Annotated in this window: 11 protein-coding genes and 1 riboswitch; of the genes, 5 read left to right on the top strand and 6 right to left on the bottom strand. The window is 68.9% G+C overall.

What is annotated here, in order from left to right:
• The first annotated feature begins 138 nt into the window (after nt 1-138).
• Nucleotides 139-954 (top strand): HAD-IIA family hydrolase, encoded by an 816-nt coding sequence (locus tag HNR11_RS06160; protein ID WP_058888116.1) that lies wholly within the window; start codon nt 139-141, stop codon nt 952-954.
• 104 nt (nt 955-1,058) lie between these two features.
• Here HNR11_RS06160 and HNR11_RS06155 read toward each other — a convergent pair whose 3' ends face one another.
• Nucleotides 1,059-3,662 carry an MMPL family transporter gene (locus HNR11_RS06155; RefSeq protein ID WP_179441568.1) on the bottom strand — a complete coding sequence of 868 codons (2,604 nt, stop codon included), beginning with the start codon at nt 3,660-3,662 and terminating at the stop codon, nt 1,059-1,061.
• A 93-nt stretch (nt 3,663-3,755) separates the two neighbouring features.
• Nucleotides 3,756-4,391, bottom strand: coding sequence for a TetR/AcrR family transcriptional regulator (locus HNR11_RS06150; RefSeq protein ID WP_179441567.1), 636 nt, complete (start codon nt 4,389-4,391; stop codon nt 3,756-3,758).
• A 77-nt stretch (nt 4,392-4,468) separates the two neighbouring features.
• On the opposite strand from HNR11_RS06150, the gene HNR11_RS06145 reads away from it, so the two are divergent.
• The gene (locus tag HNR11_RS06145; protein ID WP_179441566.1) at nt 4,469-6,091 is read left to right on the top strand and encodes an anthranilate synthase component I family protein; all 1,623 of its coding nucleotides are present in this window, start codon (nt 4,469-4,471) and stop codon (nt 6,089-6,091) included.
• Between the two features lie 76 nt (nt 6,092-6,167).
• Here the strand turns inward: HNR11_RS06145 and HNR11_RS06140 are convergent, their stop codons facing one another.
• Nucleotides 6,168-7,058, bottom strand: coding sequence for a hypothetical protein (locus HNR11_RS06140; RefSeq protein ID WP_179441565.1), 891 nt, complete (start codon nt 7,056-7,058; stop codon nt 6,168-6,170).
• A gap of 92 nt (nt 7,059-7,150) precedes the next feature.
• The gene (gene cls, locus HNR11_RS06135) at nt 7,151-8,641 is read right to left on the bottom strand and encodes a cardiolipin synthase (RefSeq protein WP_179441564.1); all 1,491 of its coding nucleotides are present in this window, start codon (nt 8,639-8,641) and stop codon (nt 7,151-7,153) included.
• An 89-nt stretch (nt 8,642-8,730) separates the two neighbouring features.
• Here cls and HNR11_RS06130 point away from each other — a divergent pair, with 89 nt between their 5' ends.
• Complete coding sequence (locus tag HNR11_RS06130) at nt 8,731-9,687, top strand: aminodeoxychorismate lyase (protein ID WP_179441563.1); 957 nt, start codon at nt 8,731-8,733, stop codon at nt 9,685-9,687.
• A gap of 84 nt (nt 9,688-9,771) precedes the next feature.
• Here HNR11_RS06130 and HNR11_RS06125 read toward each other — a convergent pair whose 3' ends face one another.
• On the bottom strand, nt 9,772-10,596 hold the full coding sequence (locus tag HNR11_RS06125) for a carbon-nitrogen hydrolase family protein (protein WP_179441562.1): 825 nt from the start codon (nt 10,594-10,596) through the stop codon (nt 9,772-9,774).
• Nucleotides 10,597-10,599: 3 nt separating this feature from the next.
• On the bottom strand, nt 10,600-10,869 hold the full coding sequence (locus HNR11_RS06120) for a DUF4235 domain-containing protein (protein WP_058888110.1): 270 nt from the start codon (nt 10,867-10,869) through the stop codon (nt 10,600-10,602).
• A 57-nt stretch (nt 10,870-10,926) separates the two neighbouring features.
• Nucleotides 10,927-11,072: riboswitch (TPP riboswitch) on the top strand.
• A gap of 72 nt (nt 11,073-11,144) precedes the next feature.
• Here HNR11_RS06120 and HNR11_RS06115 point away from each other — a divergent pair.
• Together HNR11_RS06115 and HNR11_RS06110 are read left to right on the top strand one after the other, a co-directional pair.
• Nucleotides 11,145-11,810, top strand: a complete 666-nt coding sequence (locus tag HNR11_RS06115; protein WP_083504698.1) for an ECF transporter S component — start codon at nt 11,145-11,147, stop codon at nt 11,808-11,810.
• A 52-nt stretch (nt 11,811-11,862) separates the two neighbouring features.
• Entirely contained in the window at nt 11,863-14,325 is a 2,463-nt protein-coding gene (locus tag HNR11_RS06110; protein WP_218849889.1) for an ATP-binding cassette domain-containing protein, read from the top strand.
• Nucleotides 14,326-14,359 lie beyond the last annotated feature (34 nt).

Here is a 14,359-nt window from a genome sequence, read left to right as displayed (position 1 = left end):
TGCGCTACCTCTATGGTTAGTTACTCTACTAATGAACCATAGAGGTAGTGCCGCGTCAAGGGTCTGCATCGCGGCTGTGTCCCAGGTCCCAGGGCTGATTGCTGGTAGCCCTGTGGCCGGAGGACATAGGATCAGGTCATGAACGGTGAGAACATCGAATGCTGGCTGACCGATATGGACGGGGTGCTCGTCCGGGAGCAGGAGGCGCTTCCGGGTGCCGCAGAGCTGCTGGAGCAGTGGCGGCGCAAGGATCTCCCCTACCTGGTGCTGACGAACAACTCGATCTTCACCGCGCGGGATCTCAGCGCCCGGCTGCGACATTCCGGACTGGTCGTGCCGGAGGAGCGCATCTGGACCTCAGCGCTGGCCTCTGCCACGTTCCTGGCGAACCAGATCGACCCGGAGTCCAACGCTCAGGGCAGCTGCTACGTCATCGGCGAGGCCGGACTCACCACTGCGGTCCACGCGGCAGGCTTCATCATGACCGAGACCAATCCGGACTACGTGGTCGTCGGTGAGACCAGGAACTACAGCTTCGAGGCCATCACCAAGGCCGTCCGGCTGATCAACGACGGCGCACGGTTCATCCTCACCAACCCCGACGCGACCGGGCCGAGCCCGGAGGGCGTGCTGCCAGCCACCGGCGCCATCGCCTCACTGATCACCAAGGCCACCGGGCGGGTCCCGTATGTGGTCGGCAAGCCCAACCCGATGATGTTCCGATCGGCGCTGAATCATCTCGGTGCGCATTCCATGGAGACCGCGATGATCGGGGACCGGATGGACACCGATATCGTGGCCGGCATGGAGGCCGGGATGCACACGATCCTGGTGATGACCGGGCTCTCCAGCCGCGCCAGCATCGCGGACTTCCCGTTCCGTCCGAACCAAATCATCGACGGCGTCTACGAGCTGCTCGAGGACCCCGTGGACCAGGACGACGACGCCCAGTAGATCCCTCGCACAGGACCGCCTGGCCCTGCCAGGACCGGACAGGCGATCACATAGAGTCGCCCGGCACCTCATTGCGGTGCCGGGCGACTCTATATGCGGATCGATCAGCGCGTGTGCGCAGGCTGCCTCCTGTCCCCCAGCGGCTCGATCCCATCAGAGGAGCTGGCGGGATCACTGACGACCTCGCGCTCAAGCTGAGCGCCTTCGACGTCGACGTCTGGGATCAGGCGATCCAGCCACCTGGGCAGCCACCAGGCGGCGGGCCCAGCCAGGTGGAGCAGCGCCGGCACCAGCAGCAGTCGCACCACAAAGGCATCCAGCAGCACTCCCACGGAGAGCCCCAGGCCCATCGAGGCGATCATCGGATCATCGGTGAACACGAAGCCGGCGAACACCGAGGCCATGATCAGGGCTGCTGCGGTGACCACCGAGCGTCCGGCATGCAGGCCCTGGCGCACGGCCAGCCGCGGCGCGGAGCCGTGGGCGTAGGCCTCGCGCATCCCGGAGGCGGTGAAGAGCTGATAATCCATCGCCAGCCCGAACAGGATGCCGACCATCAGCACCGGCAGGAAGGTCAGGACCGGGCCCGGCGTCGTGACGCCGAAGACGTCACTGAGCCAGCCCCACTGGAACACCGCGACCACGATGCCCACCGCGGCCGCAAAGGACCCGACGAAGCCCAGCGTCGCGATCACCGGGAGCAGGATCGAGCGGAACACCATGATCATCAGCAGCAGCGAGAGCCCGATGACCAGGGCCAGGTACAGCGGCAGCGCATCGGAGATGACATCTGACATGTCGATCTGCGCCGCCGTCATCCCCGCCACAGAGAGCTGGACATCGGCAGCATCCGTGCCGGCGAGCGGGTTGCCGTCGCGGAACTCATGCACCAGGTTCTCGGTGGACTCCGCGGCGGGCCCTTCCTCGGGAATGACCTGGAAGACCCCGAGCGTGTTGTCCTCGTTCAGCGCGGCGGGCACGGCTGCGGCGATGTTCTGATTCTCCAGCAGCGCGGTGCCGATCTCGATCTGATACTCCTGCGCCTGGGTCTCGTCGAGACCTTCGGGCAGATCGGCGAGGACCAGGAGCGGTCCGTTGACCCCCTGGCCGAAGGCCTCCTCGGTGGCGGTGTAGGCCTGGTAGGAGGCCGAGTCTTCGGCATTGGAGCTGGCATCGGGAAGCCCCAGGCGCAGATCGAAGGTCGGGATGGAGAGCACGCCGAGTCCGATCAGCGCCGCAGCGGCGATGCCGATCGCCTTGCCATGGCCCATCTGAGTGGTGATCTCCTTGCTGCGACGCTCACCGATGCGGCGGCGTTCCTTGCGGGCGAGGATCCGACGGCCCACCAGGGCAAGCATGGCCGGGGTCATGGTCACCGCCATGAGCACCGCGATGGCCACACAGGCGGCGGCGACGCTGCCCATCAGGGCCAGGAACGGCAGCCCGGTGACGTTCAGCGCCAGCAGCGCGATCACCACAGTGGCCCCGGCGAAGACCACGGCGTTGCCCGCGGTGCCGGTGGCCAGCGCGATCGACTTGGGGATCGCCATGCCGTCCTTCAGCTGCCGGCGGTGCCGGTGGATGATGAACAGCGAGTAGTCGATGCCCACGGCCAGACCCAGCATGAGCCCCAGGATCGGGGTCATCGACATCATCTCGACGACGCCGGAGAGCGCCAGTGCGCCGGCGACGCCGACACCGACGCCGATCAGGGCGTTGAGCAGCGGCAGTCCTGCGCCGATGAGTGTGCCGAGCATGATCAGCAGCACCGCTGCGGCGATCATCAGACCGATCAGCTCGGCGATGGAGAACAGGTGCGGGAGCTCGAAGTCCAGGTCCCCGCCGGGCAGCGCCTCGACGCCGCCGATCTCTGCCTCGGTGATCGCCTCGGAGACGGTCGCCAGGTCCTCGGTCCCGATGCTCTCCATGGGCTCGGTGAAGTTGATCATCAGCACCGCGACGTCGCCGTCCTCAGAGACCACCTGGGCCCCGGAGGAGAGCTCCAGCAGCGCGGCGCCGCGCTCGAGCTCCTCGGCGGCGGCGGTGAGCTCGTCCTCGCCGGAGTTCAGCTCCTCCTCCCCGGCCTCGAGCTCCTGCTGCGCGGCCTCAAGCTCGGCGCGGCTGGCGTCGAGCTCTGCCTGCTGCGCGTCGAACTGGGCCACGGCGGCGTCATAGATGCCCTGCTCCTGAGCATCGGCGATGGCCGCGTCGAGCTGCTCCTGGCCCGCATCGACCTGCTCGAGCCCGGACTCGATCTCCTCGCGGCCGGAGTCCAGCTCTTCGCGGTTGGTCTCGAGCTCCTGGCGGCCGGACTCAAGCTCCTCCTCACCCGAGGAGATCTCGCTGCGCGCGTCAGCGATCTGGTCCTCGGTGGCGAAGGGATCGGTGACGCCGCTGACGATGTCCTCGGTCTCGAGCTCCTCGATGAACTGCGCGACCTGCTCCTCCTGCTCCGCGGTGAACGGCTCGCCGTCCTCGGTGCGGAGCAGCGCCGAGGCGTTGCCGCCGCCGGAGTCCGGCATCTCCTCGGCCAGGCGATCGGCGACCGCGGTGGTCTCCAGGTCAGGAAGCGTGATCTGATCCGTCAGCTGTCCGCCGAAGGCGAGGAAGGAGCTGACGGCGAGGGCGAGCATGGCGAACCAGGCTGCCACGACGGTCTTGGCTCGGCGCGCGGAGAGCAGGCCGAGGCGATAAAGGAGCTTTGCCATGACACGATCATAAACGGAACGCGGCGTCTCGAAATTCTCTGCCGGGTTTGTGAAGCGGGCTTGTAAAGCAGGTCTGCGACCAGGCTCAGCGGATCAGGGGCGGTCGGTTCCCGCCTCGGGACGCAGCAGCCCGGTCAGGACGACGTCGACCAGGCTCTCCGCCCAGCCCCGGCTGGGGGCGGAGCCGATGAGCATCCGGAAGATCAGCGGATCTCCGATCGCGGAGGCCGCCGCGGCGACGTCCACGCCCTCGCGAAGCTCCCCGGCCCGCTCGGCCTCGCGGAGCCGCTCCGCGAGCAGCCCGTGATCCCACATGCTCGCCTGCTGCAGCAGGCGCTCCGTTCCAGGATCACCCTGGAGCCCGGCCACCACGAGGCTGCGCGCCATCCCGACATGGGTCTCCCGGAAGGCTTCGACGATCATGCCGCGGATCCAGGTCAGGCAGTCCGCGCGCAGGTCACCGGTGGAGGGCATGGGGACCAGCTCGATCTCGGCGTCCCCGGTGAGCATCACCTCCAGCACCACGGCCGCCTTGGACTTCCACCAGCGATAGATGGTCTGCTTGCTCACCCCCGCCTCCGAGGCGATGGCCTCCACCGTGAGCTCCTCGTAGGGGCTCGCACGGAGCAGCCGTGCCGTGGCGTCCAGGACCGCCTGGTGGGAGGCTTCGCTGCGCGGACGCCCCCGTCGCGGTTCTACGATCTCGGACCGCTGTGCCTCAGATGCCATGGGCGACATCGTAGCGCGCCGAGACGCGCCCCGGGCCTGTGCCATCCTTGATCCATGACCGCTGCACCGGGGACTCCATGAGGGCTGCGCCGAGAAGCCGGCTGCTGGACCTTGACGAGCTGCTCGCCCGAGCCGGGGGCAGCGCCGGCGGAGTCCCGGACGGCGTCGCCGAGGACCTTGCGGCACGGCTCTTCGCTGCCCTGACCTCCCAGCTGCCGGGTGTCCCGGCCGCACTGCTGGAGAGCAGCGATCACGCCCGGACCACGCAGCCAGCCCGCAGCGCATACAGCATCTTGGCCTTCTCCTTCGGGCCTCAGGCGGCGACGGTGAGCCACTCGCGGGGGCAGATGAGCGTGCGGGACGACGGCGGAGCCACCCGGCACCGGCAGTCCTTCTTCGACTGGCTCGCGGAGAACTGGCAGATTGGTCAGGGGTTCGGCGACCCAGCGCAGGCCGACGCTCCTCGGTTCGCGCTGGGCTGGGTGGGCTGGCTGGGCTATGAGCTCAAGCGCGAAGCAGGCTCCCCCGACCCGATCGAGGATCCCGCCGAGCCGACCGAGAGCGCCTCCCGGTCCGGAGATCTCCCCTCGGAGGAGGCCAGCCTGTTCCGCGCCACCCACGCCGTGGTCATTCATCATCACCGGGGGCAGCTGGAGCTGCAGTGCCTGGAGGCGGACACGATGGGCGACTGGGAGGAACGGGTGACCGGGTCCCTGGCAGGACTCCCGCGCCGCCCCGCAGCACCGGATGGGTCGGATGGGTCGGATGGGTCGGAGGACCCCGACGCCGGGGGCGCAGCGTCAGAGCAGCGCGATGTTCTCCGCGAGGCTGCGGTCCGGGATTCCCGCAGCGCCTACCTTGCCGCGATCGCGCAGGCCAAGCGGGAGATCACCGCCGGGAACAGCTACGAGATCTGCCTGACCACCGCGATCACTGGGACCCTGACGCCGGGCAGCGCGCGCGGCGTCGAGGTGTTCTCGGCGCTGCGCGCTCGGAACCGGGCGCCCTTCACGGCGTTCCTGAGCATCGGGGAGACCGAGATCCTCTCCACCTCACCGGAGCGTTTCCTGAGCATCAGCTCCACCGGCAGGGTGCGTTCGGAGCCGATCAAGGGCACCAGACCGCGCGGGTCCACCGAGGCGCAGGACCAGGCGCTGGTGAAGGATCTGCGCACCCACCCGAAGGATCGTGCCGAGAACGTGATGATCGCAGACCTGGTCCGCAACGATCTCTCGATCCACGCCGTGCCCGGGAGTCTGCGCACAGAGCGGCTCTGCGCCGTGGAGACCTATCCCACGGTGCACCAGCTGGTCTCCACGATCAGCGCACAGATCCCGAAGCACACCTCCCGGGCGCGGGTCGTGGCCGATGCCTTCCCCCCGGGCTCGATGACCGGGGCGCCGAAGATCTCCACGATGGAGATCCTGCAGCGGCTGGAGACCGGGGCCCGCGGGCCCTATTCGGGAGTGGCAGGGTACTTCAGCCTCAACGGCGCTGCGGACCTGGCGGTGCTCATCCGCACGGTCGTGCTCAGCGGCTCACCGGAGGCTCGCCGCTTCCACCTGGGGCTGGGCGGGGCGATCACCGCCGATTCGGAGCCCGCCGAGGAATGGGAAGAGGTGCGCACCAAGTCACGCGGTGTGCTGCAGGCCCTCGGGGCGCCGTTCCCCGAGCCTGCCGCCGCCCACCGGGAGGGGTGAGACGCGCTGGCCGCGCCGGCGCTGTTCAGCGCGGCCGGTCGAGGTTGCCGCGCTGGTGCTGCTCGTCGCCCCGGTGTTACTCCCCGCGCTGGTGGTCAAAGGTGGCGAGCTTCTTCGCCTGCAGCTCCACGATGGCATCGAAGGTCTCCGCGTCCATATTCGCGGCGCTGACCATCAGCAGGTGCCTGCCGTAGTCCATGCTTGCCGAGAACCCGAGGACCTCCACCACGGACTCCCCGTCGTGGACCTCCATGTCCAGCTCCAGGCCTCGGAAATCGTGGGCCTCGTAGGCTTCGAAGTCCACCGAATCGGTCTCGCCGCGCAGCGGCTGCGCGGTGCAGGCCTCGACGACCCGGTCCCAGATGGCCCCCGAGTCCGGCGACTCCTCAAGACCGAGCATCCAGACGTAGAGGCTCTCGGTGCGATCATCGTGCTCGTGCTGGTACTCCTGGACGACGCCGAGCTCTGGCCGCTCCCCGATCAGATCGGCATTGATCCGGTCCATGGCGGAGGCACACTCCCCCTCGCCGAAGCTCTCGGTGTACACCTCGGCGGCGACTCCGAGCTGGTTCTGGAAGAAGTCCAGCCCGGTGAGCGTGGAGTGGCTGTCCGGGGTGAACGGCAGCTCCGACTGGGTGAGCAGGATCTGTGAGATCTCACGCTGGGTGAGCAGCTCCTGGGGCTCCGGATCGGCCGAGGCCTCGGTGCCCGATTCGTCCTGGTCTGCGTCGTCGCCGCCTTCCGGGGCACTTCCGGACTCAGGACTCGCAGACCCAGGACTCCCGGATTCAGGACTCTCGGCTGGCAGGGAGCTCGCTGCGGCGGCATCCTGTGCGGGCTGCGGATCCTCGGCGCCGGGCGAGCACGCGGTCATGGTCAGGGTCGCGGCGGCGAGGACGGCCAGGAGACGCGTGGTTCGGGTCGCGGAGGGCGCGGCTCGGCGGGAGCTCGAACGCAATCCGATCATGTTTCCTCAGGTCTCATCGGCACAGGTGAACGGGCCGAAGCCAGCGCTCCGGGATCCTGGGCAGAGAGTATATAGCCTCCTGGCGGAGGGCTCTACTGCAGGCCCGAGGTCAGCCGGAACGTATTGTCGAGGTACCGCACGTGCCAGGGCCTGCGCGCCCACTCCTCCTGGTCCAGCTCGGTGGAGAGCAGCAGGTATCGGGTGAAGACCTCTTCGATCTCGGCGACCTTGGCGACGTCGACGATCATCAGGGTGACTTCGAGGTTCAGCGAGAACGAGCGCATATCCATGTTCGAGGAGCCCAGCACCGCGACGTGCTCGTCGATGATCATGAATTTGGCGTGGAGCACATCAGGGTCCGGGTAGCGGAAGATGCGCACCCCCGCTTCGAGCAGGATCTGGTAGTAGGACTGCTGAGCATGTTGGACGGTGAACTGGTCGGCCTTCTTCGAGACCAGCACCATCACCTCCACGTCGCGGTGCGCGGCATTGGTCAGCGCGTAGAGCAGCGAGTCGTCGGGGACCAGATACGGCGTGGAGATGATGATCCGGTCCGTGGCCTGATAGATCAGATCGTTGAAGAGCCGCAGATTGTTCTCATCCGGGAACCCCGGTCCGGAGGGGACCACCTGGACCAGGGAGCCCCCGGATGAGGCTTCGTCGGCCTCCAGGTCCACCAGCAGCTTCTCTCCGAGATTCTCGTTGGTCTCGGCATACCAGTCCGAGGCGAAGACGATGTCGAGCCCGGTCACCGCCGGACCGGTGAGCACGACGTTGAGCTCCACCCAGTGGCGACCCATGCGCACCGCCGCCGGGCGCTGGTAGTGCGGTTCGATCAGGTTCGTGGAGCCGGTCAGCGCGGTGAGACCGTCGATGACGACGATCTTGCGGTGATTGCGCAGGTCAAGCCGGGAGAAGCGACGACGCAGCGGGCGGATCGGCAGCACCCGGTGCCATTCGATCTTGGACCGGCGCAGCCTGCGCTTGAGCCGGCGGTAGCCCTTGACCCGGGACGTCCCGAGGTGGTCGTAGAGGAAGCGCACCTTGACCCCGCGCTCCGCGGCGCGCTCCATCGCATCCAGGACCGGTCCGCTGAACTCGGGGTCATCGCCGACGATGTAGAAGAGCACGTGGACGTATTCCCGAGCCTCATCGATCTGATCGACCAGCCAGGTGAAGGTTGCCCGGTAGTCCGTGATCAGCGTGAGCTGGTTGCCCTCCTGGATGGGGAAGGCTCCGAGATTGCGGTTGAGCACGACGGTGGCGCTGAGCTGTTCATGCTCGCGCAGCTGGTCCGAGAGCTCCATCTGGCTGGTCGCCTCCAGCAGCGCCTCGTTCATCCTGCGCTGCCGCTCCTGGCGACGTGAGGAGAGCTTGCTGCGGCCCAGGAGCAGGAAGAGCGGCAGGCCCACCGCGGGGATGAAGAAGATCGCCAGCAGCCAGGCCATGGCCGTGTTGGGGCGTCTGTTCGACGGGATGATCCCGATCACTGCCACCCGGACGCCGACCTCGAACACCAGGATGATCAGGAAGATCCACTGCGGGAGGTCGTCGAGTCCCAACCCGCTGAATGGCCACAGCACCGCATCCCCCCGTCCTTCCCGGCTTAAGCCTACTTGGTCCGTCCCGCACCCTCGCACCCGGTGCGCCGCACAGCGGCTAGGCTGTAGCCATGGCTGAGCACTTTCGTGATGACTCTGTGGCCGCCGTCGCCGTACGGATCGACGCCGAACACCCCCACGGTGCGGTCTTTGACCCGCACCAGCCCCAACTGCGGATCACCGACCTCGGTGCCATTCGCGGGGATGGGATATTCGAGACCATGTTCGCCGTCAATGGGACGCCACGAAAGCTCGATGCCCACCTGGCACGGCTGCGTCGCTCCGCGGCCATCCTCGACATCGGCGTCCCCCCTGCGGAATCCTGGGAGGCGGCGGTCGGACTGGGCCTTGAGGAATACCGTGCCCGGGGCGGGGTGCCCGAGGAGCTGGCGATCAAGCTGGTGGCCACCCGTGGGGTGGAGAACGAACCAGCCTCTGAGGACCCGGCCTTCGCCGGCACCTATTGGCTGATGCTGACCCCGGTGGCCGAGAGCATTCGCGCCAACCGCGGGAAGCCGCTGGCCGTGACGCTGCTGGACCGCGGCTACGACTCCACGGCCGCAGAGCGCGCGCCCTGGCTGGTGCTCGGCGCCAAGACGTTGAGCTACGCGGTGAACATGGCGGCGCTGCGTCACGCCGAGGCCGGAGGTTTCGACGACGTCATCTTCACCACCTCCGACGGCCAGGTCCTTGAGGGCCCCACTTCCACCGTGCTGATCGCCCGGGCGGGGGGCGAGGGCGAGCCCCCGACCCTGATCACCCCGGTGCTGGAGACCGGCATCCTGCCCGGCACCACACAGGGCGCCATCTTCACCGCCGCGGAACGAGCCGGGTGGAAGCTCGGCTACGGCCCGCTGACCCCGGAAGACCTGCGGGCAGCAGACCACGTCTGGCTGCTCTCCTCGGTCCGACTCGCCGCCCCGGTGAATCGGATCGATGAGCACGAGCTCGCCGTGGACCCGGAGCTCACCGCGCAGCTGAACAGCTTCCTGGACCAGGACCTCCCGGTGAACCACCCGACGGACTGACGTCCCGGTTCGTGCGCATGCGCAGACTGTGCGGGCGCAGGCGCAGACCGCGCATGCGTCAGCATAGAGCGGGCGGGCGTCGGCTCAGAGCGGGCGGGCGTTCTGCAGCACCGGAACCAGCTCTCGGGTCCGGCTGACCACGTCCACGTCCACCTCCGCGAGCAGCAGCTCCGGCGCCGCCTGGGCCTCGCTCAGCGGAACTCCCAGCGGTGAGACGATCATGGAATGCCCCACCCCGGTAGGAGCTCCCGGCACCGCATCCACGCCGGCGGCAGCAGGATCTGCCTGCCCGCAGGCAAGGATGTACTGGGTGGAGTCCAGCGCCCTGGCCTGGGCAAGCAGCCGCCACTGCGCGAGCTTGCCCTCCCCGGCGCCCCAGGAGGCCGGCACCAGGGTCACATGGGCGCCCGAACGGGCGTGGGCGGTGAACAGGTTCGGGAAGCGGATGTCATAGCAGGTCGCCAGCCCGAAGGTGACCCCGTCGACCTGGAACTGCGCCGGACTGCGGCCCGGCTGGACGCCGTCGGACTCCTTGAAGCCGAAGGCGTCGTAGAGGTGGATCTTGTCGTAGGCGACGTCGACCTCCATCTCGGAGCCGGCCGGGCCCACCGCGATCAGCGTGTTGGCCACCCGGGGGCGGCCATCGGCGCTGGGCACTCCCGGGGTGAACATCCCTGCGACGATCACGATCTGCGACTCCCGCGCGATGGCGCGGACCTGCTCGGCCCAGGGGCCGGTGACCGGCTCCGCGACCTCGGCGAGCGAATGCCCGAAGGCGCGCTGAGCGGCCTCGGGGAAGACCACGACGCGCGCCCCGGCCTGCGCGGCGCGCTGCGCGTAGTCGCGGATCAGCTCGAGATTGGCGTCCGGGTCCGGGCCGGTGGTGACCTGCGCAGCAGCTAAGAGCATCGATCAGACCTCCGCGCGGTCCCCGACCTTCTTGCGCAGCTTCTTCACCGTGGAGCTCGCGCCGCGCTGGGAGAGCACCTGCACGGTGGCCGAGACGGCGGCTGAGCCGATCGAGAAGGCCAGTGCGCGCTTGAGCGTCATCTCATCGTTGGCCACCCGCGGAGCGTCGTCGCCGGTGGCCTGCTTCCACACGAAGTCGAAGATGCGGGTCGCGACGAAGCCGCCGGCCAGTGAGATGCCAAGGGCCATGCCCTTGTCCAGAAGCTTGTCCACGGGGTTCTCCTCAGGTGGTGGGTCGGTGTCCTGGTGTTACTCTAGTGCACGTCATTTGAGACACGACAGGGGAGCACCCCTCGACGGAATGCCTGGCCGGAAGGCCAGCACCGCGTCGGCAGGGTGCTGAGAGTGGGCTGAAGGCCCAGACCCTCGCACCTGATCAGGTTAGGACCTGCGAAGGAAGTCGAGAATCTTCACTCGGATGCTCATGCTGCGGCGCGAGCCTCCCTCCTGCGTGCTCTTGGTCCACCCCCCACTCAGGGAGAAGCATCATGAGCAGCAGCCAGCACGCAACCTCCTCCGCCCGCAGCGGCACCGCCCACTCCCCCGCCCGGTCCTGGCGCTGGTCGGTCTCTGACATCGTGGTCGCCTCGGTGCTCGCCGTCGCCTCCGGGGTGATCTTCTGGGGCTGGAACCTCAGCTACCACCTGATCGGCAACCTCTTCGTCTTCTACCCGCCGGTGGAGACCCTGGTCCACGGGATGTGGCTGTTTCCCGCCGTCCTGGGTGCCCTGGTGATCCGCAAGCCCGGTGCCGCGATCTACTGCGAGATGGTCGCCGCGGCGGTCTCGGCGCTGCTCGGCTCGCAGTGGGGACTCACGGTGCTCTCCTCCGGCTTCATGCAGGGCCTCGGCGCGGAGCTGATCTTCCTGGCGGTGGCCTACCGCCGGTTCTCGCTGGAGTTCGCGATGCTCGCCGGCGCCGCCTCCGGGCTGACCGGTGGGATCACCTATCACTGGATCGTGCCGATGTACGCCTACGCACCGGTCGAGACGGCCATCCACATCAGCTGCTTCGCGCTCTCCGGAGCGATCATCGCCGGGATCATCCCCTGGCTCGCCACCCGCGGGCTCGCGGCAGCCTCGGTGCTGGGACCGCTGGCCTCTCGCCGAGCCCACCGGGAGCCGCGGCTGAGCCTCGGGCGCTCCCGTGGGTGAGCCCGCAGGCCGCCGTGTCCGTGACCATCCGGTCCCCGAGGTTGCACCGGGGCTGACGGCGACATCCCCGGGGCACCGGGAACGCGGGGTGGACGTCACCGCGCAGCGTTGGTCCTGGACGCATTCCGAACGCCCGCATCCCGCGGTGAAGGACCTGGACCTGCGCATCCAGCCAGGCGAGAAGGTGCTTCTGGCCGGACCCTCGGGTGCTGGGAAGTCCACGCTGCTCCACGCGCTGGCCGGGGTGCTCCACGACGAGGAGGCTGAGGCCCACGGCACGCTCCTGCTCGACGGGGTTCCTCCCGAGAAGGCCCGAGGCAGGGCCGGTCTGATGCAGCAGGACCCAGAGTCTCAGGTCGTGCTCTCCCGGCTCGGCGACGACGTGGCCTTCGCCGCCGAGAACCTCTCGGTGCCCAGGGAGCAGATCTGGCAGCGGGTCCAGGCCGCGCTCAGCGATGTCGGCCTGCAGGAGTTCGGACTGGATCATCCCAGCGCGAAGCTCTCCGGGGGCCAGAAGCAGCGGCTGGCCCTGGCCGGGATCCTGGCCATGCGTCCAGGTCTGCTGCTGCTGGACGAACCCACTGCGAACCTGGATCCCGAGGGTGTGCGGCAGGTCCGTGACGCGGTGCTCGCCGCCGCTGCCGCCACCGGGGCCACCGTGATCCTGGTGGAGCATCGGCTCGAGGTCTGGGCGGAGCATATGGACACCCTGCTCATCCTGGAGACCGGAGGCGGCATCCGAGGACAACGACGCGCCGGTGACATCTTCACCGATGCGCCGCTGCGCGAGGAGCTGGGCGAGATGGGGCTCTGGGTGCCCGGCCGGGACCCGCTGCAGGGGCTGCCCCCGTGGCGGCAGGGATCCCGCGACCACCACGACGGCGCAGGTCAGCACGACGCAGCACCCGGCATGGAGCATCGAGCTGAGCCGAGCGCCGCAGCGGAGGGCGAGCCGCTGCTGCTGGCTCAGGGGCTCGCGGTCGGGCGCCACTCCCCCAAGGCCGGCTGGCGGCGGGCGCACCCCGCTCCACCGACGTTGACGGATCTCGACCTGGTGATCCGCCGGGGTCAGAGCGTGGGCATCACCGGCGCGAACGGCGCGGGAAAGTCCACGCTGCTGCTGACCCTGGCGGGCCTGCTCCCAGCACATGCCGGCGGTGTCTCCGCCACGACGGAACTCACCGGCAGCGGACCCGGTGCGCTGGGCACCCCGGACCCGCACCAGTGGCGCTCGGCCGAGCTGATCGCCCGGATCGGAGTGGTCTTCCAAGAGCCGGAGCACCAGTTCGTGCGCAGCACCGTGCGCGAGGAGCTCGCCCTGGGGGCCGAGCAGGCACGAGTCCCCGGCGGCACGGATCGGCTCTTCTCCGAGCAGCAGGTCCAGGAGCGGGTCGCTGAGCTGCTGGAGAGGCTGGGACTCACCGAGCTCGCCGAGGCCAATCCGTTCACCCTTTCCGGCGGGGAGAAGCGGCGACTCTCGGTCGGCACGGTGCTCTCGGCGGGACCGGAGGTGCTGATGCTCGATGAGCCCACCTTCGGTCAGGATGCCCGCACCTTCGCCGAGCTGATCTTGCTGCTGCGCGAGCATCTCAACTCCGGGGGGACGGTGTTGGCAGTCACCCATGATGCGGCCTTCCTGCGCGGGGTCGACGCCAGAGAGCTGAACATCCAGGCCCCTGACTCGGGCGGGCCGGCAGACCCTCCGCGTTCCGAGGCCCCCGGTGGGGAGCTCTTCGGGGCGCAGCGCTCGCTGTCCTGGCTGGGGCGGCGCAACGCGCTGGCGAAGCTTCTGGCGGTCTTCCTGATCACTGCGGCACTGGTGATGACCATCGATGTGGTCAGCTCCGGCGTCGTCATCCTGGCGAGCCTCGCGCTGCTGCCGCTGGCCGGGATCCGACCGGCGGGCTTCCTGCGGCGGATCTGGCCCTTTGCTCTCGGCGCGCTGGTGGCGGCCTGGGGCACTGCGATCGCCTCAGAGGAGTCCGGGCCGGTGGTCGCTGATCTCGGGTTCACCACGATCAGCGAGGGTTCGATCGCCCTGGGGCTTGCACTGGGGGCGCGCGCCTTCGCGATCGTGCTGCCCTCGGTGATCGTCTTCTCCACCACAGACCCGACAGACCTCGCGGACTCCCTGGCGCAGCAGCTGCGACTGCCGGCTCGATTCGTGCTCGGGGCGCTGGCGGCGATGCGGCTGCTGGGGCTTCTCGCCGAGCATTGGACCACTCTCGGGCACGCCCGACGGGCCCGCGGAGTCACCGCGCAGGGAGGTCTCTTCCGGCGCATGCGCAGCACGGCCTCGCAAGGGTTCGGGCTGCTGGTCCAGGCCATCCGACTGGCCACCCGGCTCGCGGTGACCATGGAGTCGCGCGGGTTCGGCGCCGGAGCGCGCAGCTGGGCCCGTCCGGCACGATTCAGCCTGGCCGATGCCCCGGTGATCCTCTCCGGCGCCGCGATCGGGGCGCTGGCCGTGGGCGCGGCTATCCTCAGCGGCACCTGGAACCTGGTCTGGACCTGAGCCGCCCCGCCTAAGCCGACCTGCCTGCGCCGAC

This window comes from Nesterenkonia sandarakina (assembly GCF_013410215.1).
Lineage (GTDB): Bacteria > Actinomycetota > Actinomycetes > Actinomycetales > Micrococcaceae > Nesterenkonia > Nesterenkonia sandarakina.
This window is presented reverse-complemented; position numbering and strand designations above follow the sequence as displayed.

Coding starts and splice junctions, on each gene's coding strand:
- HNR11_RS06150 (WP_179441567.1), bottom strand. CDS start 4,391: ATGGCATCTGAGGCACAGCGGTCCGAGATCGTAGAACCGCGACGGGGG.
- HNR11_RS06140 (WP_179441565.1), bottom strand. CDS start 7,058: ATGATCGGATTGCGTTCGAGCTCCCGCCGAGCCGCGCCCTCCGCGACC.
- HNR11_RS06125 (WP_179441562.1), bottom strand. CDS start 10,596: ATGCTCTTAGCTGCTGCGCAGGTCACCACCGGCCCGGACCCGGACGCC.
- HNR11_RS06160 (WP_058888116.1), top strand. CDS start 139: ATGAACGGTGAGAACATCGAATGCTGGCTGACCGATATGGACGGGGTG.
- HNR11_RS06115 (WP_083504698.1), top strand. CDS start 11,145: ATGAGCAGCAGCCAGCACGCAACCTCCTCCGCCCGCAGCGGCACCGCC.
- HNR11_RS06130 (WP_179441563.1), top strand. CDS start 8,731: ATGGCTGAGCACTTTCGTGATGACTCTGTGGCCGCCGTCGCCGTACGG.
- HNR11_RS06145 (WP_179441566.1), top strand. CDS start 4,469: ATGAGGGCTGCGCCGAGAAGCCGGCTGCTGGACCTTGACGAGCTGCTC.
- HNR11_RS06155 (WP_179441568.1), bottom strand. CDS start 3,662: ATGGCAAAGCTCCTTTATCGCCTCGGCCTGCTCTCCGCGCGCCGAGCC.